21 protein-coding genes are annotated in these 21879 nt (G+C 65.1%); 15 read left to right on the forward strand and 6 right to left on the reverse strand.

The genetic code is table 11. From position 1 onward, the window contains the following. The first annotated feature begins 54 nt into the window (after positions 1-54). Entirely contained in the window at positions 55-876 is an 822-nt protein-coding gene (locus tag CK489_RS20665; protein WP_095733489.1) for an NAD-dependent epimerase/dehydratase family protein, read from the forward strand. Here the strand turns inward: CK489_RS20665 and CK489_RS20670 are convergent, their stop codons facing one another. Both CK489_RS20670 and CK489_RS20675 read right to left on the reverse strand, forming a co-directional pair. After that, positions 877-1449, reverse strand: coding sequence for an invasion associated locus B family protein (locus tag CK489_RS20670; protein ID WP_128089666.1), 573 nt, complete (start codon positions 1447-1449; stop codon positions 877-879). It abuts the gene before it with no gap. 34 nt (positions 1450-1483) lie between these two features. Next, complete coding sequence (locus CK489_RS20675) at positions 1484-2176, reverse strand: GntR family transcriptional regulator (RefSeq protein ID WP_095733490.1); 693 nt, start codon at positions 2174-2176, stop codon at positions 1484-1486. A 173-nt stretch (positions 2177-2349) separates the two neighbouring features. Between CK489_RS20675 and CK489_RS20680 the strand changes: the two genes are divergently transcribed. From CK489_RS20680 to CK489_RS20695, 4 genes are all read left to right on the forward strand, one after another. Beyond that, positions 2350-4053: an IlvD/Edd family dehydratase gene (locus CK489_RS20680; protein WP_095733491.1), complete on the forward strand. Its 1704-nt coding sequence runs from the start codon at positions 2350-2352 to the stop codon at positions 4051-4053. Positions 4054-4215: 162 nt separating this feature from the next. Continuing rightward, positions 4216-5217: a TRAP transporter substrate-binding protein gene (locus CK489_RS20685; protein ID WP_095733492.1), complete on the forward strand. Its 1002-nt coding sequence runs from the start codon at positions 4216-4218 to the stop codon at positions 5215-5217. A 159-nt stretch (positions 5218-5376) separates the two neighbouring features. Next, positions 5377-5961: a TRAP transporter small permease gene (locus tag CK489_RS20690; protein ID WP_095733493.1), complete on the forward strand. Its 585-nt coding sequence runs from the start codon at positions 5377-5379 to the stop codon at positions 5959-5961. Then, a complete protein-coding gene (locus CK489_RS20695) occupies positions 5958-7298 on the forward strand; it encodes a TRAP transporter large permease (protein ID WP_095733494.1) in 1341 nt (446 codons plus the stop codon). The genes CK489_RS20690 and CK489_RS20695 overlap by 4 nt, the downstream gene beginning before the upstream one ends. Here the strand turns inward: CK489_RS20695 and CK489_RS20700 are convergent. Both CK489_RS20700 and CK489_RS20705 read right to left on the reverse strand, forming a co-directional pair. After that, the gene (locus tag CK489_RS20700; RefSeq protein ID WP_095733495.1) at positions 7295-7864 is read right to left on the reverse strand and encodes a histidine phosphatase family protein; all 570 of its coding nucleotides are present in this window, start codon (positions 7862-7864) and stop codon (positions 7295-7297) included. The genes CK489_RS20695 and CK489_RS20700 overlap by 4 nt on opposite strands. Positions 7865-7876: 12 nt before the next feature. Continuing rightward, on the reverse strand, positions 7877-8668 hold the full coding sequence (locus CK489_RS20705) for an enoyl-CoA hydratase/isomerase family protein (RefSeq protein ID WP_095733496.1): 792 nt from the start codon (positions 8666-8668) through the stop codon (positions 7877-7879). Between the two features lie 261 nt (positions 8669-8929). On the opposite strand from CK489_RS20705, the gene CK489_RS20710 reads away from it, so the two are divergent. After that, positions 8930-10147 (forward strand): NAD(P)/FAD-dependent oxidoreductase, encoded by a 1218-nt coding sequence (locus CK489_RS20710; protein ID WP_095733497.1) that lies wholly within the window; start codon positions 8930-8932, stop codon positions 10145-10147. Positions 10148-10266: 119 nt separating this feature from the next. On the opposite strand, the gene CK489_RS20715 is transcribed toward CK489_RS20710, so the two are convergent. Then, the gene (locus CK489_RS20715; protein ID WP_095733498.1) at positions 10267-11202 is read right to left on the reverse strand and encodes a ribokinase; all 936 of its coding nucleotides are present in this window, start codon (positions 11200-11202) and stop codon (positions 10267-10269) included. 20 nt (positions 11203-11222) lie between these two features. Beyond that, on the reverse strand, positions 11223-12116 hold the full coding sequence (locus tag CK489_RS20720; protein ID WP_095733499.1) for a sugar kinase: 894 nt from the start codon (positions 12114-12116) through the stop codon (positions 11223-11225). A gap of 222 nt (positions 12117-12338) precedes the next feature. Here CK489_RS20720 and CK489_RS20725 point away from each other — a divergent pair, with 222 nt between their 5' ends. The 9 genes from CK489_RS20725 to CK489_RS20765 all read left to right on the forward strand — a co-directional run bounded on the left by CK489_RS20725 (position 12339) and on the right by CK489_RS20765 (position 21856). After that, the gene (locus tag CK489_RS20725; protein ID WP_095733500.1) at positions 12339-13199 is read left to right on the forward strand and encodes a VOC family protein; all 861 of its coding nucleotides are present in this window, start codon (positions 12339-12341) and stop codon (positions 13197-13199) included. A gap of 329 nt (positions 13200-13528) precedes the next feature. After that, positions 13529-14182, forward strand: a complete 654-nt coding sequence (locus CK489_RS20730; protein WP_050631262.1) for a TetR/AcrR family transcriptional regulator — start codon at positions 13529-13531, stop codon at positions 14180-14182. Between the two features lie 153 nt (positions 14183-14335). Then, positions 14336-15145: an ABC transporter permease gene (locus tag CK489_RS20735; protein WP_050631261.1), complete on the forward strand. Its 810-nt coding sequence runs from the start codon at positions 14336-14338 to the stop codon at positions 15143-15145. 56 nt (positions 15146-15201) lie between these two features. Further along, positions 15202-16200, forward strand: coding sequence for an ABC transporter substrate-binding protein (locus CK489_RS20740; RefSeq protein ID WP_095733501.1), 999 nt, complete (start codon positions 15202-15204; stop codon positions 16198-16200). 169 nt (positions 16201-16369) lie between these two features. Further along, positions 16370-17218: an ABC transporter ATP-binding protein gene (locus CK489_RS20745; RefSeq protein WP_050631259.1), complete on the forward strand. Its 849-nt coding sequence runs from the start codon at positions 16370-16372 to the stop codon at positions 17216-17218. A 12-nt stretch (positions 17219-17230) separates the two neighbouring features. Beyond that, a complete protein-coding gene (locus CK489_RS20750; protein WP_095733502.1) occupies positions 17231-18637 on the forward strand; it encodes an enolase-like domain-containing protein in 1407 nt (468 codons plus the stop codon). Beyond that, complete coding sequence (locus tag CK489_RS20755) at positions 18634-19785, forward strand: Gfo/Idh/MocA family protein (protein WP_095733503.1); 1152 nt, start codon at positions 18634-18636, stop codon at positions 19783-19785. Before CK489_RS20750 ends, CK489_RS20755 begins: the two co-directional genes overlap by 4 nt. A gap of 14 nt (positions 19786-19799) precedes the next feature. Then, positions 19800-20993, forward strand: coding sequence for a dihydrodipicolinate synthase family protein (locus CK489_RS20760; RefSeq protein ID WP_095733504.1), 1194 nt, complete (start codon positions 19800-19802; stop codon positions 20991-20993). Further along, on the forward strand, positions 20993-21856 hold the full coding sequence (locus CK489_RS20765; protein ID WP_095733505.1) for a sugar phosphate isomerase/epimerase family protein: 864 nt from the start codon (positions 20993-20995) through the stop codon (positions 21854-21856). The genes CK489_RS20760 and CK489_RS20765 overlap by 1 nt, the downstream gene beginning before the upstream one ends. Positions 21857-21879 lie beyond the last annotated feature (23 nt).

Below are 21879 nucleotides of genomic sequence, written 5' to 3' on the forward strand. Positions count from 1 at the left end.
ACCGCAATTCGCTCCAGGGATTGCGCTGATCAATCAGGAAAGACGAGGGACGGCATGCCACGCATATTGATGACCGGCGCATCGGGGGGAATCGGAACGAGCCTGCGCAAGCTGCTGCCGCCGATCTATCCGGATCTCCTGCTGAGCGACATCAAGCCGCCCTCCGATCTCCGCAGCGACGAGAAATTCAAGGCCGCCGATCTCGCCGACCTCGCAGAGGTCGAGGCGGTCTGCGAGGGCGTCGACGGCATCCTGCACTTCGGCGGCTATTCGGTCGAGGGTTCCTGGGATGCGATCCTGCAGGCCAACATCATCGGCTGCTACAATCTGTTCGAGGCGGCGCGCAAGCAGGGCGTCAAGCGCGTGATCTTCGCCTCATCCAATCATGCGGTCGGCTTCTATCCGCGGCATCACCGCATCGGCACCGACGTCACCGCGCGGCCGGACAGCCGCTACGGCGTCAGCAAGGTTTTCGGCGAGGGCTTGGGCGCGCTCTATGCCGACAAGCACGGCATCAAGGTGACCTGCATCCGGATCGGCAATTTCGGCGAGGCGCCGCTCGATCACCGCAGGCTGTCGATCTGGCTCAAGCCGGAGGATTTGGTGCAGCTCTGCCGGATCGGGCTCGAGCATCCCGACATCCATTTCGAGGTGCTGTACGGCGCCTCCTACAACGAGCGTTCGTGGTGGGACAATCACCGTGCCTACGATCTCGGCTATCGCCCGGCCGGTCGCGGCGAGGATTTCCGCGAGCACGCGATGGCCGAGCAGGCCAAGCTGCCGCCCGATCCCGTCGGCGATTACTACCAGGGCGGCGCGTTCTGCAGCATGGAGTTCGACGGCGACAGGACAGGGGTGATCGACTGGAAGAAGTGATCAATCCTCGCACTGCGGCAACTGCTTCACTGCTTCGGTGTGCTCGCGCTGCGGCTCGTTCGCGCCTTTCCCGGAGGTCGCCTTGGGGGCGCTTCCGGGCCCATCATAGGTTTGGGAGAAGTGGCTGAGCGGGAAGCTGAGGCTGATCTTCTGTCCGGTCAGGTTCTTGGCTTCCACCGCAATCGTCTGTGCATGCTTCAGCCGTTCGATCAGTTCGGCATTGGCCTCCAGCGTGCCGCCGCAGCCGAGCGTGTAGCAGTGCGTCCGCGCGATCTGCATCGGTTCGTCCTGGTCGATGCGGAGGCTGATCGTGCCTTCCAGCATGGTCCGCGTGCCGACATTGGCGGTCAGCAGCGCGCGCGTAGCGCTCTGCGGCGAGATGCTGATGGTGCCGCCCGACGGCGCGCACTTGCCGCGTGCGGCAGCCGCAACGAAGCAACTCGCCTCGGTCAGGCAGGTCTTGGCCCAGGGCTCATAGGTGAGCTCCGTCGCGCGCGCATCCGCCGCCACGGCGATTCCGCCAAGCGCAAGCTGCGCCGCGAACGATCCCACCAACAAAGCCGCATAACGCATCGCCGTCTCCTTCACGAGGAGGCCGCGTATCGCGCTATTGCGGCTTTTTGTCGTTGGAGATGCGGACGAGATAATCCGCCTTGCTGTACTGCATGTGATCGACGCAGAGCTGCGCCAGCGCCCAGCTGTCGCGGCCCTTCAGGAGCTCGATCATCAGTTCGTGCTGACGGCGCGACAGCGCGAGGCCCTCGCGGTCGGCGAGATTCTTGGCGCGCATCGGCAACGTCAGGTTCATGTAGTCTTGCAACGAGCGCACCAGATAGGGGTTGCCGCAGGCCGAGAACAGCGCGAGGTGGAATGCATCGTTGGTCTCGTGGATGCCGCGCATGTCCTGCGCGTCGGCCTTGAGGCAGTAGTGCCGCTGCAGCTCGCTCAACTGGTCGATCAGGCTGTCGGGCGCGGGCAGGGCGATCATCAGCGCGGCCTGGCGCGTCAGCATCTCGCGCACCTCGTAGATCTGCCGCACCTCCTCGGCCGAATAGAACCGCACCGTGGCGCCGACATTCTTCTCGCGCAGCACGATGCCCTGACGCTCGAGCTGGAACAGCGCCTGGCGGACGAAATGCCGGCTCGCGCCGTAGCGATGCATCAGCGTATCCTCGACCAGCCGCAGGCCGGGCGCGAAGCGGCCGAAGATGATGTCCTCCTCCAGCCGGCGGATCACCTCCGCCTGTTCCTCCTCGCGCGAGGGGGCCTGGAGTTCGGGCGGGATGGGCTCGGCTTTCATGGGCTCTGGGCTTCGGGGGCGATGCCGGAGGTCAGCATGATGCCATTGCCATTGTCAATAATGGGAGCGATTTTGCCGCAGAGCAGCCACCCGCTGCCGCCGGATTATCTCATATTGACAATAATTCCTGCCCCTCCTTAAGTGCGGCCTGATAACCACGGGACGAGAAGAAAATGGCCGACGGACTTCGCAAGGGACTGACCAGCTATGGTGACGCCGGCTTCTCGCTGTTCCTCCGCAAGGCCTTCATCAAGGCGATGGGCTATTCCGACGACGCGCTCAATCGCCCGATCGTCGGCATCACCAACACCTACAGCGACTACAATCCCTGCCACGGCAACGTGCCGCAGATCATCGAGGCGGTGAAGCGCGGCGTGATGCTGTCGGGCGCGATGCCGTTCGTGTTCCCGACCATCTCGATCGCCGAGAGCTTTGCGCATCCGACCTCGATGTATCTGCGCAACCTGATGGCGATGGATACCGAGGAGATGATCCGCGCCCAGCCGATGGATGCGGTGATCGTGATCGGCGGCTGCGACAAGAACCTGCCGGCACAGCTCATGGCGGCCATCAGCGCCGATCTGCCAACGGTGGTGATTCCGGTCGGCCCGATGGTGGTCGGCCATCACAAGGGCGAGGTGCTCGGCGCCTGCACCGACTGCCGCCGGCTGTGGGGCAAGTATCGCGCCGGCGAGATCGACGACAACGAGATCGAGGCGGTGAACGGGCGCCTTGCGCCCTCCGTGGGCACTTGCATGGTGATGGGCACGGCCTCCACCATGGCGTGCATCACCGAGGCGCTCGGGCTGTCGCTGCCGATGAGCGCGACGATCCCGGCGCCGCATGCCGAGCGCTTCCGTTCCGCGGAGGCCAGCGGCCGCGTCGCCGCCGAGATGGCGAAGACCAAGGGACCGAAGCCGAGCGAGATCCTGACGCCGGCCTCGTTCCGCAACGCCCAGGTCGTCATGCAGGCGATCGGCGGCTCGACCAACGGGTTGATCCATCTCACCGCGATTGCCAACCGCTCGCCGCACAAGATCGACCTCGAGGCGTTCGACAAATTAGGCCGTGAGGTACCCGTGCTGGTGGACCTCAAGCCGTCGGGCGAGCACTACATGGAGCATTTCCATCACGCCGGCGGCGTACCGAAGCTGATGGCGCAGCTCGGCGACCTCATCGACTTGGACGCCAGGACCATTACCGGACAGACCCTGCGCGAGGTCGTGGCCAACGCAGAGGACGTGCCGGGGCAGGATGCGATCCGCTCCAAGGCGAATCCGATCAAGTCCGAAGGCGCGATGGCGATCCTGCACGGCAATCTCGCGCCGCGCGGCGCCGTGATCAAGCAATCGGCGGCGAGCCCGAAGCTGCTGCAGCACACCGGCCGCGCCGTGGTGTTCGAGTCGGTCGAGGACATGACGCTGCGAGTCGACGATCCCGCGCTCGATGTCACCGCCGACGACGTGCTGGTGCTGCGCAATGCCGGCCCGAAGGGCGCGCCTGGTATGCCCGAGGCAGGCTACCTGCCGATCCCGAAGAAGCTCGCGCGCACCGGGGTGAAGGACATGGTCCGGATCTCCGATGCGCGGATGAGCGGCACCGCGTTCGGCACCATCGTGCTGCACATCACGCCGGAGTCCGCCGTCGGTGGTCCGCTCGCGCTGGTGCGGAACGGCGACATGATCCGGCTCGATGTCGCCAAGCGCAGCATCGACCTGCTGGTCGATGAGGCCGAGCTCGAGAAGCGGCGCGCGGCGCTTGCGCCGGCCGGCATGCCGGATCGGGCCAGGCGCGGCTATGCGCATCTCTTCAACGAGACCATCCTGCAAGCCGACGAGGGCTGCGATTTCGACTTCATGCGCGCCGAGGGGAAGTAAGCGGAAGTAACGCGCAAAGTTCGGCCATTTGTCGAATTGTCGATAATTTCTGCAATGCGGCGCGCGTTGGCGCCTGCTACGAGCTGATTACCTCTGTTTTATTGACAATCCCGCGAGACTGATGGGATGATCGGGTCAATCAAAAACAGGGGGAACGTCGCGATGGGCACTTCAGCCAAGATCGTCGGGATCGCCATGGCCGCGGCAGCGCTGCTGCTGCCCGCGCGCGTCGGCGCGCAGGAGGTCAAGCACTTCCGTTTCGCCTATGACCAGCCGCGCAACACCGGCTATTCGGTCGCCGGTGATCTGTTCGCCGAGAAGCTCAAGGAGTTGAGCAAGGGGACGCTGATCGTCGATCAATATCCCGGCGCGCAGCTCGGCCAGGAGCCGCAGGTGCTGCAGCTCGTCAAGTCAGGCGATATCGAGTTCGCCATCATCTCCTCCGCCAACACCGCGACGATCTCGCCGCAGGCCGGCGTGATGTCATTGCATTTCCTGTTCCGCAACGACGCTCATGTGGTCAAGGCGCTGGCCGACCCGCAGGTGTTCGATGCCATCAGGACGATGATCGATGAGACCACGCAGGGCCTGCATGTGATCGGCACCGGCTCGCAGGGCGTGCGTCACATCTACAGCAAGAAGGAAATCCACAACGTCGGCGACCTCAAGGCCATGAAGGTCCGGGTGCAGGCCACCGCGACCGAGGACACCATGTTCCCGGCCTATGGCGCGCAGACGGTGCACATGCCGTTCGGCAGCGTCTACACCTCGCTGCAGACCGGCGTGGTCGACGCCGCCGAGAACAGCATCAACGTCTATCTCGTCAACAAGCATTACGAGGTGGCGCCGGTGCTCTCGATCACCGAGCACGAGGCCAACAATGCGCTGCTGTTCGTCTCCGACAAGCTCTGGCAGAGCCTCTCCGCCGAGCAGAAAGGCTGGGTGCAGGCCGCAGCCAACGAGGTCAGTGCCAAGGAGCCGCAGAAGGCGTTCGAGCTGGAGCGAAGCGCGCTGGCCAAGCTCAAGTCATATGGCGTCAAGGTGGTCGACGACGTGGACAAGAAAAGCTTCACCGCGATCGCCGATCCCTATCTCGACAAGCTAGCCAAGGAGCTCGGCCCGCATGCGGAGAAGATCAAGAACCTGATCCGCGCGATCAACTAGACAAGCGTCGCCCCGGCCGAGTGCGCAATTGCGCACGGGGGCCGGGACCCATGCGCCGCGGCCTATCAGTTGAGCGATTAGGTCGCGCCGACTTTCTGTAAGCAACTCAGGCCGGTGGTTATGGGTCCCGGCCTTCGCCGGGACGACGGAGCTTGAAGCATGGCGATCGCCGACAGACTGGTGCTGCAGCGGCAACGGCACCTGAAATGGCGGGCGCTCGACCGGCTCGAGCTGGTCCTGATGATGCTGTGCGGCGTGCTGTGCTTCGGCTTCTCGCTCTCGGTCACCGCCGACATTGTCACCCGCACCATCGGCCATCCCTGGCTGTGGCTGCAGGAGGTGACCTCGACGCTGTTCATCTATGCGATCTTCATTGGAGCCGCGGCCGCGACACGGCGTAATGATCATCTCTATCTCACCGCGCTCTCCGAAGCGATGCACGGCAGGTCGCGGCTGGTCGTCGAGATCGTCATCCGGCTGGTGGTGCTGGGCGTCGCCTTCTGCCTGGTCTGGTATGGCTACCAAAACTACCTCCGCGGCTTCGGCAGCTTCCGCCTGCCGTCGGGCACGCCGATCGCATCGCTCTATGCGGTGATCCCGCTGTCCGGAATCCTGATCGGCCTGTTCACCATTGAGCAGCTCGTCAACGGCATCCGCAACGGCTTTGACCATCCGGAGCCGCCGGACGACGATCCTGCGATACCAGCCGTCAGTCCCGGCGCAGCGACGGGGGTGCAGCCGTGAGCGCACCGGTCGTGCTTGCGCTGATGTCGTTCTGCTTCCTGTTCTTCGGCTATCTCGGCGTGCCGGTGCCGTTCTCGCTGATGGCCGGGGTGTTCGTCGGCGCGATACTGTCGGACGTGTCGCTGGCGGCGATCATCCAGAAGATCTTCGACGGCGTCGATTCCGAGGCGCTGCTTGCGATCCCGTTCTTCCTTTTGGTCGGCGAGCTCATGAGCTCCGCGAATGTCGTGGTCCGCATCGCCAATCTGTCGGTTTCGCTGGTCGGGCATATCAGGGGCGGGCTGTCGCAGGTCGTGGTCGTGTTCAGCATGTTCTTCTCGGAGATGTCGGGCTCGACCACCGCCGATGTCGCGGTCATGAGCCGGGCGCTCGGCGGGCCGATGAAGCGGGAGGGCTATGAGCCGGCCTTCATCGCCGCGATCATCGCTTCGGCCTCGACCATCGCGGCGCTGGTGCCGCCGAGCATCACGGCGGTGGTCTATGGCGCGGTCGGCAATGTCTCGATCGCCGGCCTGTTCATGGCAGGCGTCGTCCCCGGCCTGATGATCGGCTTCGGGCTGATGATCTATTGCTATTTCTTCGGGCCGTCAGGCCTGCGCAAGCCGCGCGCGCCGCTGCGCCAGGTCGTGTTCGCCGCGGGCGACGCCGCGCTGCCGCTGATGATCCCGGTGATTCTGCTCGGCGGCATCCTGACCGGCTGGTTCACGCCGACCGAAGCCGGCGTGGTCGCGGTCGCCTACATCATCATCGTGGTGATCCCGGCGCTGAACCGCGGGCACCTCAAGAAGATCCCATACGATTTCTGCCTGGCCGGCCTGATCTTCTCGCTGCCGCTGATCACGATCGGCGCGGCGAACGCATTCGGCTGGATGCTGGCCTATCTGCGCGGTGCCATCTATATCGCGGACTGGATCACCTCGATCGCCGGCAACGATCCCCACCTCATCATGCTCTTGATGGTGCTGCTGTTCACCGTGGTTGGCGACTTCATCGAGCCGGTGCCGACCATCATCATCTTCATGCCGCTCGTGAACGCGTTGACCCAGGCCGGCGACATCAACGGCGTGCACATGGGCGTGGTGCTGATCGCGACGCTCGCCTTCGGCCTGATCACGCCGCCCTATGGGCTGGTGCTGCTGATGGCTTCGAAATTCGTCGGCATCAGCTTTGCCAAAGCGCTGCGCGCGGCATTGCCGATCTATGTCGTGTTCCTGGTCACGATCTGCTTCACGATCTATTTCCCGAAGGTCGTGCTGTGGCTGCCCAAGCAGGTGATCCCGGAATCGGTCGGCTGCTTCAAGGCACCGGGCGGCAAGGGATACATCTGCCCGAACTAATTGCTGATCTCCTCCACAGTCCAGGTACCTCCTGCGGGCGCAAAACGGAACGGCGTGCCGTAACGGTTCTCGAAGAAGCCCCCGCGCAGAGCCTGTGCGACCGCCTGCATGACGGCGTCGTGGCAGACGAACAGGATCTCGGCGCCGGGGTGGCTTTCCTGCCACGTCGTAATGCAGCGCAGCGCGCGCTTGGAGACTGCGGCCCAGGGTTCGCCGTCCGCCGGAAGGATCGAGACCAGCTCTTCCAGCGCGGTGATGCCGTGCTTGCGCATGGTGTCACGGATCGATTGCCCCTCCAGGCTGCCGAAGTCGCATTCGACAATGTCGGCATCGATTGCAACGGGGCGCGACAGCGCTGCGCCCACGATGTCAGCGGTTTGCACGGCGCGCCGCAGCGGGCTCGCGACGATCACGGCGAGTGCGACGTTGCTGAGCCGCAGCGCGGCGGCGCGCGCCTGCGCGACGCCGTCATCGTTCAGCAGGTTGTCGGTGCGGCCCTGAAAGCGGTTTTGCCGGTTCCAGTCGGTCGCGCCGTGGCGGAGACACAGAAAGGAATGGGACGGCATGGCCAATTGGGTTCACTTCGACTTGCTGGTGAATTTCTTCACGGCGACGCGGAAGTCCTCGGTGTGCATGGTCGTGATGATCTTGTGCTCCTCGGCGTCGAGCTGCTGCCTGGTCGGTGTGGTGGCCGCCTGATAGACCAGCGATTTGGTCGCCGCGATCGCCGCGGGCGGATTTTTCGCCAGGCGCTCGGCGAGTTGCCTTGTGGCCGCCTTCAGCTCGGCCGCGGGGACGGTCTTGACGACCAGCCCCCATTCATAGGCCTGCTGCGCGGTGAAGCCGTCCTCGGCAAGGAAGATCTGCAGCGCACGACGGGTGCCGACCGTGCCTACGATGCCGACCGTGCTTCCGCCGTCCGGCGACACGCCGATCTTGGCATAAGCGGGCGTGAAGCGGGCATCCTCCGCGGCGATGCACAGGTCGGTCACGAAGGCGAGGCCCATGCCGGCGCCGGCCGCCGAACCATGCACGCTGGACAGCACCATCTTCGGCATCCGCCGTACGGTCTCGATGAAGGCATGGTAGTGGCGCAGCATCTCGCTGACCACGGGGGTGACATTGTTGGTCTCGGCGGCGGCGCCGATCGTCTGCAGATCGCCGCCGGCGCAGAAGGCGCGGCCTTCGCCTTCGATGACAAGGACGCGGATGTCGTTGTTGGCTTCGACCTCGGCGCTGAGCTGCTCCAGCTTTTTGGCGATCGTCAGGTCGATCGCGTTGAATGCGGCCGGGCGGTTCAGCGTGATGGTCGCGATGGCGCCGTCGATGCGGAGCAAGGCGGGGTCGTTGGCGGAGGCGGGATCGGGCATCTCTAGGGACCTTGGGCTTGTTGGTTCCGGACATTTAAGGCCTTGGCGGAGGCCGTGGCAATGCGGCCCGGCGCCCAGAGGCGGTGTTCGGGTGCCGAGATTCGCCAGAGACCCCCTTGCGTCCGCGCGAGCCATGAGGCCAAATGCCCGTCAGCCTTCGGTACACAGACACGAGCGCTGTGGGGACGGGGCAAGCAAGCTAACATCGACAAGAGGAAACGGCATGGGTCGCTCCTGCTCGCGCGTATTTGGGTTGTTCCGATGACAGGCTCGGTCATCATCGTCGGTGCGGGACATGCCGGCTTCCAGCTCGCGGCCTCGCTGCGCCAAGCGGGCTTTTCTGAGCGCATCGCCCTGATCAATGACGAAGGCCATTTGCCGTACCAACGGCCGCCTTTGTCGAAGGCCTATCTGAAGGGGACCGGCGGGCCCGAGACCCTAATGTTCCGGCCCGAGAAATTTTACCAGGACAACAAGATCGAGCTGATCACCGATCGTGCCCACGCCATCGACCGCAATGCGCGCAAGGTAGCGCTTGGCTCCGGCGCGTCGCTCGATTATGGCCATCTGGTGCTCGCGACCGGTGCGCGAAACCGGCTGCTCGATATTCCCAATGCCAAGCTGGATGCTGTGCGTTACCTGCGCACCCTCGACGAGAGCCAGGCGCTGCGCGACCTGATCGCGCCCGGCATGCGCGCCGTCGTGATCGGCGCGGGCTTCATCGGGCTCGAATTCGCCGCCACCGCACGGGCCAAGGGTCTCGAGGTCGACGTGGTCGAGCTCGCCTCCCGGGTGATGGCGCGCGCGGTGACCGCGGAGATTTCCGAATTCTCGCAGGCGCGCCACGCTGCGGCCGGCATCCGGATTCACCTCGGGGTCCAGGTCACGGCGATCGAGGCCGATGGTGCGAAGGTCACCGGGGTCAGCCTGAGCAACGGCACGCACATCCCGGCCGATCTCGTCGTGGTCGGCGTCGGCGTGCTGCCGAATGTCGAACTCGCGGCGGAGGCCGGCCTTCCTGTCGCGTCCGGCATCATCGTCGACGAGCATCTTCTGACCGCCGATCCCCATATCTCCGCGATCGGCGATTGCGCGCTCTACACCAGCAAGCGCTTCGGTGCATCGTTGCGGCTGGAGTCGGTGCAGAATGCCACCGACCATGCGCGCTGCGTGGCGTCGCGGCTGACCGGCAAGACCGAGGTCTATGACGGCCTGCCGTGGTTCTGGAGCGACCAGGGCCCCGACAAGCTGCAGATGGCGGGGCTGACTACCGGCTACGACCGCGTCGTGGTGCGCGGCGACCGCGCGCAGGGCGCGTTCTCGGCGTTCTGTTATCGCGGCGACAAATTGCTCGGTATCGAGTCGGTCAACCGCGCCGGCGACCACATGTTCGGACGCAGGCTGCTCGGCGCCGGCGGCTCGATCACGCCGGAGCAGGCCGCGGATATGAGCTTCGATTTGAAGAGTGCGCTGGCCTAGCACCATTGTCGTCCCGGCCTAGTGCGCAATTGCGCACGGGAGCCGGGACCCATACGCCGCGGCCTCTCGATTTGAGGCGGTGCGGGTTGACCTCAGTTCAAGATAATTGAGGCCGGTGGTTATGGGTCCCGGCCTTCGCCGGGACGACCCGCGGAAAGAACGGCGCTAACTTCCTCCGCTGTCGGCATCGACGGCGCAGCTCCCATCCGTTGCACGCAGATCGAGGCGGCGATGTTGGCGTAGGCCAGCGCGTCGCCGAGCGGCCTGCCGATCGCGAGCTGTGCGGCGAGGGTACCGACGAAACAGTCGCCGGCTCCTGTGGTGTCGACAGCCTTGACCTCGCGCCCGGGCACCAGCAGCGGCTGGTCATCGACCAGTGCCAGCACGCCGCGCTTGCCGAGCGTGACGCAGACGGTCTTGCCGCGCCCCAAGGTTCGCGCCGCCTCGGCAAAACGGGAGGGAGCGTCGCTGTCGCGCAGTTCGGCTCCCGCAAGGAGGCTGAGCTCGGTCTCGTTGAGGATCAGGACGTCGACGAGATCGAGCAGCGCCTTGTCCGCCTGTCTCGCCGGCGCCGGGTTGAGGATCGTGGTGGCGCCGGCGGCGCGGGCGCGGCGGAAGAATGCGGCGATCGTCGGCAGCGGAATCTCGAACTGGCTGACCGCGACGTCACCTTTCGCAAGCACGGGTGCTGCAACATCATCGGCATCGACCAGCCCGTTGGCGCCCGGTACGACCACAATCGTGTTGTCGGCATTGGCAAGCGTGATGATCGCGGTGCCTGAATGCGTGCCTTCGGTGTCCTTGACGAAGGAGAGATCGACGCCTTGCGCGGCGAGAAAGGTTCTCAGCTCCTTTCCGAACGCATCAGTGCCGAGCCGGCCGATCAGCGTGGTCGGCACGCCCTGCTTGGCCGATGCCACCGCCTGGTTGGCGCCCTTGCCGCCGGGAAAATAGAGCACGGCCTCGCCGGCCACGGTCTCGCCCACCTTCGGATGGCGCCCGGCGGTCGCCACCACGTCCATGTTGATGCTGCCCGCGACGAAGACGCGCCCCATGCCCACTCCCTTTCAGCCCGTCAAGCCGCGGCGCCAAACTCCTGCTTCACCGCGGCGATGTCGGCGAGCGTCGGCAGGCCGGCCTCGTTGCCGAGCTTCTGGATCTTGAAGGTCGACGCCGCGCGCGCGAATTCGAAATGCTCGCGCCAGGCCTTTCCGGGATTGGCGAGATAGGAATAGATATAGGCACCGTGGAAGACGTCGCCGGCGCCGTTGGTGTCGATCACGCGCTTGCGCGGGATCGGAAACGCCGGCAGCGTCTGCACCGTACCCGCCTCGTCGTACCAGAGCAGGCCGCGCTCACCCATGGTGACGCCGCCGACCTTGCAGCCGCGGCTCTTGAGGTAGTCGAGCATCTGCTCCGGCGTCTTGTCCATCTGTTCGCACAGCCGTTCGGCGACGATCGCAACGTCGATGAAGGCGAGCAATTCATGCGTGTTGGTGCGCAGGCCGCCGCCGTCGAGCGAGGTCAGGATGCCGTCCTCGCGGCAGAGCTTGGCATAATGGATCGCGGCGTCCGGCTGGTGGCCGTCGATGTGGAGCGCGCGGCAGCCCTTGATGTTCAGCAGCGGAAAGGGGTGGATGTGCTGGTCGTCGCGGCAGCGGACGATGGCGCGCTTGCCGTCATTGGGCATGATGAAGGACAGCGAGGAGGAGTTGACCTTGCGGGGATGGAACGAGATGCCGTAGCGGTCGGCCATGTCCCAGAACATTCGTCCCAGCCAGTCATTGGCCATGGTGGCGATCAGGTCCGGCTCGATGCCGAGCTTGGCGCAGCAGAACGCCGCGGTCACCGCGTTGCCGCCGAACGAGACGGCGTAGGCGTCCGCGACGTGCTTCTCGTCGCCGACAGGCATGTGATCCGTGATGAAGGTGACGTCGATATAGGTCTGTCCAATGAAGAGAGCCTGCATTCGCTTCCCGTCGTCGCTTGGTGTGGTCCCGGCCGATGATCAGACTAGCACTGCTGGTCAGCCGATATCGCTGAAATTATTCGCAACCCTGCTTGGTTTGCAGGTAGAGATGATGGATGCGCCGCCCCGTTCTGGTATGCGGCATAACGGCCGCTGGCAGGCAGTGGTTCCGGGATTCGCAAGGAGAAGCACCATGACGGCAGATTTGGGGAGGCCAAGGCCATGATTACCGGTCTCGATCACGTCGTCGTCCTCACCGGCGACATTGTCGCCGCCAGCGCAGCCTATGAGACGCTGTTCGCGCGGGCGCCGGCCTGGCGCAACAGCGGCGACGGCGCCGACCGCGTGCTGTTCACGCTCGACAACACGACGCTGGAGTTGATGGCGCCGCGCGGCGACGATGCCGCCGCACAGCGCGTCCGCGGCGCGCTCGTGACGCAAGGCGAGGGGCTCGCGAGCCTCTGCTTCCGCACCAGCGATATCGCCAGGACACACCGCAGGCTCGACCGGCTGACGCTGAAGCCCGAGCCGGTCGCCGAGGTCGAGAGCCGTGACGAGGCGAGCGGCGCCACGCTGGCGTGGAAGCGCACGCGTGCAGCGACCGATGCGACGCGGGGCGTGCGGATGTTCTTCCTCGAGCGTGCGCAGGAGCGGCCGCTCTCGGTCCGCACCACGCCGGCCTCGATCACCGCGATGGATCATGTGGTGGTCTCGACCGCCGACCCGGAACGCGCCGCGGCGCTCTACGGCGCGCGGCTCGGGCTCGACATGGCGCTCGACCGGTCGCATCCCGATTGGGGCCGGCTGATGTTCTTCCGCTGCGGCGATCTCGTCGTCGAGGTCACGCACCGGCCGGGCAAGGGGAACGACAAGGCGGAGGCCGACGCGCCGGACCGGCTGCGCGGGATCTGCTGGCGCGTCGCCGATATCGATGCCACGCGGACGCGGCTGATTGCCGCCGGCGTCGACGTTTCCGAGATTCGCACCGGCCGCAAGCCCGGCACGCGCGTCACGACGGTGCGCAACGGCACGTGCGGCGTGCCGACGCTTCTGGTGCAGCCCTCGCAGGGAAAGCCAGACTAGCCCGCGCGTTGTGCGCGCGTCGTCACGGCAGCGTGCGTGGAGCAAGTCTTATCGTCATTCCGGGCGTGCGACGCACGAACCCGGAATCCATCGAGCCGCATGTTCCGTGGATGGGTGGATTGCGGGCTCTCGCTTCGCGAGCCCTCAGGTGCGCAACTGCGCACCGGGGAATGACGAAGCGGCGATTGTGCAAAAATTCCCGCACAACTGACACAACAACATTCGTTCTCAAACGTCGCGCGTCATGCTACATTCATCGTTTCAGCATCACGGGCGATTGATTTGGCGAGGCAAAGCGAATACAGAGATGGCAGCGCGACCCCCAGGGGATGCGGCTGCGGATTCTGGAGGCGGCCAAGCAGGAATTCGCCGCCCATGGCCTCGCCGGCGCGCGGGTCGACCGCATCGCGGCCAATGCCGGCGCCAACAAGCGCATGCTGTACTACCATGTCGGCAACAAGGAGGATCTCTATCTCGAGGTGCTGGAAGGCGCCTATGAGAAGATCCGCGCCGAGGAACGCACGCTCGACCTCGAGCATCTTGATCCGCCCGAGGCGATCGGGCGCCTGATCGACTTCACCTGGAACTATTTTCTGCGCAATCCCGAGTTCCTGGCATTGCTGAATACGGAAAACCTCGCCAAGGCGAAGCATCTGAAGCGCTCGACCAAAGTCAAGTCGATGCACTCGCCCTTTGTCGAGATGATCCGTACCGTGGTGACGCGCGGGGTCGAGAGCGGCGATTTCCGCGTCGCGGTCGATCCGGTGCAACTCTACATCTCGATCGCGGGCCTCGCGTTCTTCTACCTCTCCAACAGCGCGACGCTGAGCGTGATCTTCGGCCGCGACCTCCTGAAGAAGGATGCTCGCGACGAGCGCCTCGAGCACATGACCGCGCTGGTGCTGGCGGCGCTGACCGGAAAATCCGCGGCCGCATTCGGCGCGATGCCGCTGCGGCATGCCGCGGAACACCGCGTGGTGTGACGGGGCGCGGTTCATCCGCAACCCATATCGATAAAAATCCGTCTGACGAAAGTAGGGGATTTCAGCGCGATTTTGCCGCGTGTGAGGGGCTGGACAGTATTTATCCAACGGGTTAATTTCTGGCCGAACTGAGAAACTGCAAGGGAGCGTGACGTGGCGGAGGCAAAGAGCCCCTCAAGCCTGTCGAAGGTGCTGAATGCGGCGTGGCTGCGCCCGTTCCTGTTCCTCGTGGTCATCGTGGCGGCCTGGGATCTATCGATCCGCCTGTTCCACATTCCGGCCTATCAGATCCCGTCGCCCGGCGACGTCGTCGCAGTGTTGTGGAGCGACTGGCCGGAGCTGCTGCGGCAGTCCTGGCCGACCACCTATGCGACGCTCTGCGGTTTCCTGCTCTCGGCGCTGTTCGGCATTCCCGTCGCGATGCTGATCGCGGGCTCGAAGACGGTCGAGAGCTACGTCTATCCGCTGCTGGTGTTCTCCCAGTCGGTGCCGAAGATCGCGATCGCGCCGCTGTTCGTGGTGTGGTTCGGCTTCGGCATCATTCCCAAGGTGATCTCGGCGTTCCTGCTCGGTTTCTTCCCCGTCGTGGTCTCGGCGGTGCAGGGCTTCAAGTCGGTCGATCCCGACATGGTCGACCTCGCGCGGGCGATGCAGGGCAGCCGCTTCAAGGTGTTCTGCGCGGTCAACCTGCCGCACGCGATGCCCGCGATCTTCTCCGGCCTGAAGGTGTCGGTGACGCTCGCCGTCGTCGGCGCCGTGGTCGGCGAATTCGTCGGCTCCAATTCCGGCATCGGCTATGTGATGCAGCGCTCGATCGGTACCTTCGACCTGCCGACGATGTTCGCCGCGCTGGTGATCCTGGCGCTGCTCGGCGTCATCCTGTTCTGGATCGTCGACCGCATCGAGCGGCTGGTGATCCCCTGGCACGTCAGCCAGCGCGACGACATCAGCTTCGCTTCCTAGCGCAGCAAACGAACAAGCGGCCCATACAAGGGCCGGATCATAAAGGGAGAACAACCATGAAGCGTTTGATTGCGGTCGCCGGCGCCGCACTGGCATGGACCGCGCTCGCGGTGGCCCCGGCATCCGCAGCCGACAAGGTCGTGCTGATGCTGAATTGGTACGTCTATGGCGAGCACGCGCCGTTCTATTACGGCAAGGCCAAGGGCATCTATGCCGCCGAGGGCATCGACCTCGAGATCCAGGAAGGCCGCGGCTCGGCTGCGACCACGCAGGCGGTCGCGGCCAAGACCGCCGATTTCGGCTATGTCGACGTGCCCACCATGATGCGCGCCGCAGTGAAGGGCGCGCCTGTGATCGCAACCGGCGTCTTGCTGCAGACCAGCCCGATGTCGGCGATGGGCTTCGTCGACAAGAACATCAAGAAGCCGGAGGACATCAAGGGCAAGACGGTCGCGATCACGCCCGCGGATTCCATGACGCAGATCTGGCCGCTGTTCCTGAAGAAGACCGGTCTGAAGGAAAGCGATTTCCAGACAGTTGCGGGCGACGGCCAGACCAAGCTCAACGCCGTGATCAACGGCCAGGCCGATCTCCTGCTCGGCTACGTCATGGACCAGTCGATGAAGATCAAGGACGCCACCGGTAAGGACGTCTATCCGATCAAGTTCGCCGACTACGGCATCAATATGGTCTCGTCGGGCATCATCGCCAATTCCGACTATGTGAAGGCCAATGCCGACCTGGTCCGCCGCTTCATGTCGGCGACGACAAAGGCGGTGGAAGCCGCGGAGAAGGATTCGAAGGCCGCGGCGCAGGCGATCCTCGACGCCAACCCGAAGGGCGGCAAGATCGATACGCTGACCCAGGGCTTCGAGCTGACGATCCCGCTCTACCGCACGCCGGAGACCAAGGACAAGCGGCCGTTCCAGGTCACCGACCAGAACATGACGGAGTCGGTCAACCTCATGGTCGAGTATGGCGGCCTCGATGCCAAGGCGAAGGCCAATCCGAAGGCGTTCTACACCAACGACTATCTGCCGAAGGGTAATTCGTGAACCACTTGTATCAGCCGTCGTCCCTGCCGAGTGCGCACTTGCGTACGGAGCGGGGACCCATAACCACCGGCGTCAATTGTTGCGGAAGGTCTCTCCCCGTGTGCCCGAACCAGAAGCCGCGGCGTATGGGTCCCTGCTTTCGCAGGGACGACGGGTGGAGAGGATCGCGATGAATCCAGCAACCAAACCCGCTGACGCCGTCCAACCCGCGGCGCATCTGCGGCTGGTGTCGGACCGCGCGGCCGGCGCTGCGCCGGGCATCAAGCTGTCGGGCGTGTCGAAGACCTACCGGTCGCGCGATGGCGACGTGCCGTCGCTGCGGCCGCTCGACTTCACCATCAATGACGGCGAGTTCTTTGTCGTGGTCGGGCCCTCAGGCTGCGGCAAGTCCACGCTGCTGAAGATGATCTCGGGCCTGCTGCCGCCGACATCAGGAGAGGTGCTGGTCGACGGCGAGGTGGTGACCAAGCCGCACGGCAATGTCGGCATCGTGTTCCAGAACGCGCTGCTGCTGCCGTGGCGCAACATCCTTTCCAACGTGATGCTGCCGATCGACATGAAGCAGCTCGCCCGCGACAAATATCTCGCCCGCGCCAGGGAGCTCCTGAAGCTCGTCGGCCTCGAAGGCTTCGAGAAGAAGCTGCCCTGGCAGCTCTCCGGCGGCATGCAGCAGCGCGCCTCGATTTGCCGCGCGCTGGTGCACGATCCCAAGATCATGCTGATGGACGAGCCGTTCGGCGCGCTCGATGCCATGACGCGGGAGCGGATGAACGTCGAGCTGATGCGGATCCAGCGCGAGACCGGCAAGACGGTGCTGCTGATCACGCACTCGATTCCCGAAGCCGTGTTCCTCGCCGACCGCGTGCTCGTCATGACCGAGCGGCCCGGCGCGATCGCGGCGATTTACGACGTGCCGATGCCGCGGCCGCGCTCGCTCGACACGATGTCCGATCCCGTCTTCACCGAACTGGTGCAGCGGATCCGCAAGCATTTCTTCACGCAGGGGTCGCTGGACTGAACCGAGCCTACGATGCCGCTTCGCCTCAAAGTCAAAGATATCGCCTTCTTCGAACGGCCGCTGCCCTTCGCCCGGCCATTCCGCTTCGGCGCGGTGACGATCACGGCGTCGACGCAGCTGTTCGTGCGGGTCGAGATCGAGGTGGAGGGCAAGGGCCGGGCGACCGGCGCCGGCGCCGAAATGCTGGCGCCGAAATGGTTCGACAAGCGGCCGCATCTGACGGAAGTGCAGTCGCTCGACGGCCTGCGCCGCTCGCTCGCGATTGCACGCGAGCTCTATCTGGCGAACCGGGATTTTAAGACCGCGTTCGGCCTGCATGCCCGGTGTATCGGCGCACAGGTCGCGGCCTGTGCCGCCGAGGACATCCCGCCGCTCGCCGCCGGCTTCGGCCCGGCCGAGATCGACAAGGCGATCCTGGACGCGCTGCTGCGCGCGGCCGGCGTCAATTTCTTCGACGGCATGGCCGGCAACATCGCTGGTATCGACGCGCGGCTGACGCCCGATCTCGATGACGCCGCGATCGCCCGCTTCCTTGCGACGCGCCAGCGGCTCGATCGTGTCGCCGTCAGGCACACGGTCGGGATGGACGACACGGTCGAAGGCGAGGGCGGTGTCGCCGACCGTAACGAGAATGCCGGTGCGCGGTATTTCAAGCTCAAGCTGAACGGCGATCCTGCTCACGATGCGGCGCGGCTAAAGCGGATCGGCGGCGAGCTTGCAAAGCTGCCTTATGCCATCAAGGTGACGCTCGACGCCAACGAGCAGTATGCCGACCTCGCCGCGCTGAATGCGCTGGCCGAGCGGCTCGACCATGACGCGGCATTGCGGCCGATCGCGGCGAACCTGCTCTATATCGAACAGCCGATGCCGCGCGATATCACTAGGGCGTCGCCGCTCGGGCCGTTGGCGGCGCGCAACTTCATCATCGACGAGGCCGACGATTCCTACGACGCATTCCCGCAGGCGCGGGCGCTCGGCTATCGCGGCATCTCCTCGAAATCGTGCAAGGGCATCTACAAGTCGATCATCAATGCGACGCGCGCGGCGACGTGGAGTTCCGATGGCGATCGGTACTTCATCAGCGGCGAGGACCTGACCTGCCAGGCCGGGCTCGGCGTGCAGCAGGATCTCGCGCTCGGAGCACTGATCGGCATTCCCCATGCCGAGCGCAACGGGCATCACTACGTCGACGGCTTTGCCGACACCCCGGCTGACGAGGCCGACGCCTTCCTCACCGCGCATCCCGACCTCTACACGCGCGTCGGCGGCAAGGTCCGCCTTGCGATCCATGACGGCGATCTCCTGACCGGATCGATCGCCGCCGCCTCGGGCTTTGCCAGTTCGATCCATCCGGACTGGTCCACCATGCAGCCGCTGAAGCGGCCAACACCACGCGTTTCGCAGGAGCAGACAGTATGACGACCAAACGCCTCGGCCTGATCATGAACGGCGTCACCGGCCGGATGGGACTCAACCAGCATCTGATCCGCTCGATCGTCGCGATCCGCGAGCAGGGCGGCGTGCAGCTCGCGAACGGCGACCGCATCATGCCCGATCCGATCCTGGTCGGCCGCGACGCCGAGAAGGTCGCCGGCCTCGCCAAACGCTACAATATCGAGCGTCACACCACCGATCTCGATCGCGCGCTCGCCGACACGAACGACACCGTGTTCTTCGATGCCGCGACCACGCAGGCGCGGCCCTCGCTGCTGACCAAGGCGATCAATGCCGGCAAGCATGTCTATTGCGAGAAGCCGATCGCGACCAATCTCGAGGAAGCCGTCGCGGTCGTGAAGCTGGCCAATTCCAAGGGTCTCAAGCACGGCACGGTGCAGGACAAGCTGTTCCTGCCCGGCCTGAAGAAGCTCGCCTTCCTGCGCGACTCCGGCTTCTTCGGCCGGATGCTCTCGGTGCGCGGCGAGTTCGGCTACTGGGTGTTTGAGGGCGGCTGGCAGGAAGCGCAGCGGCCGTCATGGAACTACCGCGCCGAGGACGGCGGCGGCATCATTCTGGATATGGTCTGCCACTGGCGCTACGTGCTCGACAATCTGTTCGGCGAAGTCGAGAGCGTGGTCTGCATCGGCACGACCGATATTCCCGAGCGCTATGACGAGAAGGGCAAGAAATACCAGGCGACCGCCGACGATTCCGCTTACGCCACCTTCCGCCTGAAGGGCGGCGTGATCGCGCATATCAACATGAGCTGGGTGACGCGGGTTTACCGTGACGACCTCGTCACCTTCCAGGTCGACGGCACCCATGGCTCGGCGGTCGCGGGCCTGACCGACTGCATGATCCAGGCGCGCCAGGCGACGCCGCGGCCGGTGTGGAATCCGGACGAGAAGCGCATGCACGATTTCTATGCCGACTGGCAGAAGCTCCCCGAGAACGTCGTCTACGACAACGGCTTCAAGGAGCAGTGGGAGATGTTCATCCGCCATGTCTGCGAGGATGCGCCCTACAAATACACCCTGCTCGAAGGCGCCAAGGGCGTGCAGCTCGCCGAATGCGCGCTGAAGAGCTGGAAGGAGCGGCGCTGGATCGACGTCGCGCCGATCGCAGTCTGAGAAGGGACCTTGCCATGAACAAGCCAGTCCTGCCGATGTCGTCCCTGTCATTGAAGCTGCCGACCGCCGGTGGCGGCCTTGAGACCTATCGCCTGGCGGCGTCGCGGACCTTTCCGGCAAAGCTCGAGGGCACGCTCAACCGCGTGGCGTTCTCTGCGGCCCATGTGGTGGCCGATCCCCGCGCCGACGTGGATCCCTGGCTGACGGCCGCGATCGACTGGGACAAGACGATCGCATTCCGCGAGCATGTCTGGGACCTCGGGCTCGGTGTCGCCGAGGCGATGGACACCGCGCAGCGCGGCATGGGGCTGGATTGGGCGACCTCGCTCGAATTGATCCAGCGCTCGGTGAAGGCGGCGAAGGCGAGGGGCAACGCGCTGGTGTTTTCGGGCGCCGGCACCGATCATCTCGCTGTGGAAGACGCCAGGTCGATCGACGATGTGATCCGCGCCTATGAGGAGCAGATCGCGGCGGTGGAGAAAGCCGGCGGCCGCATCATCCTGATGGCCTCGCGCGCGCTGGCAAAGCTCGGCAAGACCGCGGACGATTACGCTAGGGTTTATGACCGCGTGCTTTCGCAGGTCCGCGAGCCGGTGATCATCCACTGGCTCGGCGACATGTTCGATCCGGCGTTGTCAGGCTACTGGGGCACGGCCGATCTCGACAGGGCGATGGACACCGCGGTTGCGATCATCAACGCCAATGCGGCCAAGGTCGATGGCGTCAAGGTTTCGCTGCTCGACAAGCAGCGCGAAATCGACATGCGGCGGCGGCTCGACCCACGTGTGAAGATGTACACCGGCGACGACTTCAACTACGCCGAACTGATCGCCGGCGACGACAAGGGATTTTCCCACGCGCTGCTCGGCATCTTCGATGCGATCGCGCCGGCGGCATCCTATGCGCTGTCGCGGCTCGCGGCGGGCGACGAGGCCGGATTCCATGACGTGCTGGGGCCGACCGTGCCGCTGTCGCGCCATATCTTCAAGGCGCCGACCCGCTTCTACAAGACCGGCATCGTGTTCATGGCGTACCTCAACGGCCACCAGGATCACTTCACGATGGTAGGCGGGCAGGAGAGCGCGCGCTCGACCCTGCATCTCGCCGAACTGTTCCGGCTTGCCGATCAGGCGGGGCTGCTCGCCGATCCGGAGCTCGCGACGCGCCGGATGACGACGATCCTCGCCACCCGTGGCATCGACGCCTGATGCGCGACTTTTCCAGAGATCACCGCTGGCTGTCGCTGAACACGGCGACAGTCCGCAAGCAGGGCGATCTTCTCGCTATCATCGACGCCTGTGCGCGCCATGGCATCCGCGCCATCGATCCCTGGCGCGACCAGGTCGCTGCCGTCGGCCTCGACCGTGCGGTGCGCGCGGTCAGGGACGCCGGGCTCGATCTCTCGGGCTATTGTCGCGGCGGCATGTTCACGGCCGACAGCGCACATCGCGCCGCGGCCCGCGACGACAACCGCCGCGCAGTCGACGAGGCGGCGGCGCTCGGCGCCTCCTGCATCGTGCTCGTGGTCGGTGGCCTGCCGCAATATTCGCGGCCGGGCAGTGCGGCCTCGAAGGACATCGCGGCGGCGCGCCATCAGGTGCATGACGGCATCGCCGAGATGCTTGAATATGCCAAGCAGGTGAAGCTGCCGCTGGCGATCGAGCCGCTGCATCCGGCCTATGCCGCCGACCGCGCCTGCGTGAACACGACAAAGCACGCGCTCGACATCTGCGACGCGCTCGATCCCGGCCGCAGCGGCGCGATCGGCGTCGCGCTCGACGTCTATCACATCTGGTGGGATCCCGAACTCAAGAGCCAGATCGTGCGCGCCGGCAGGGATCGCCTGCTCGCATTCCATGTCTGCGACTGGCTGGTGCCGACCAGGGACATCCTCAACGACCGCGGCATGATGGGCGACGGCGTGATCGACATCAAGTCGGTGCGCGCGCTGGTCGAGGCGCAGGGCTTTGCCGGTTATTCGGAGATCGAGATATTCTCCAATGACTGGTGGGGCCGGCCGCTCGACGACGTGCTGCGGACCTGCATCGAACGGCACCGGACGGTGGTCTGACCCGCCAGCCTCGTCCGGTGGAC

It is taken from the genome of Bradyrhizobium sp. UFLA03-84 (genome assembly GCF_002289535.1).
Lineage (GTDB): Bacteria > Pseudomonadota > Alphaproteobacteria > Rhizobiales > Xanthobacteraceae > Bradyrhizobium > Bradyrhizobium viridifuturi.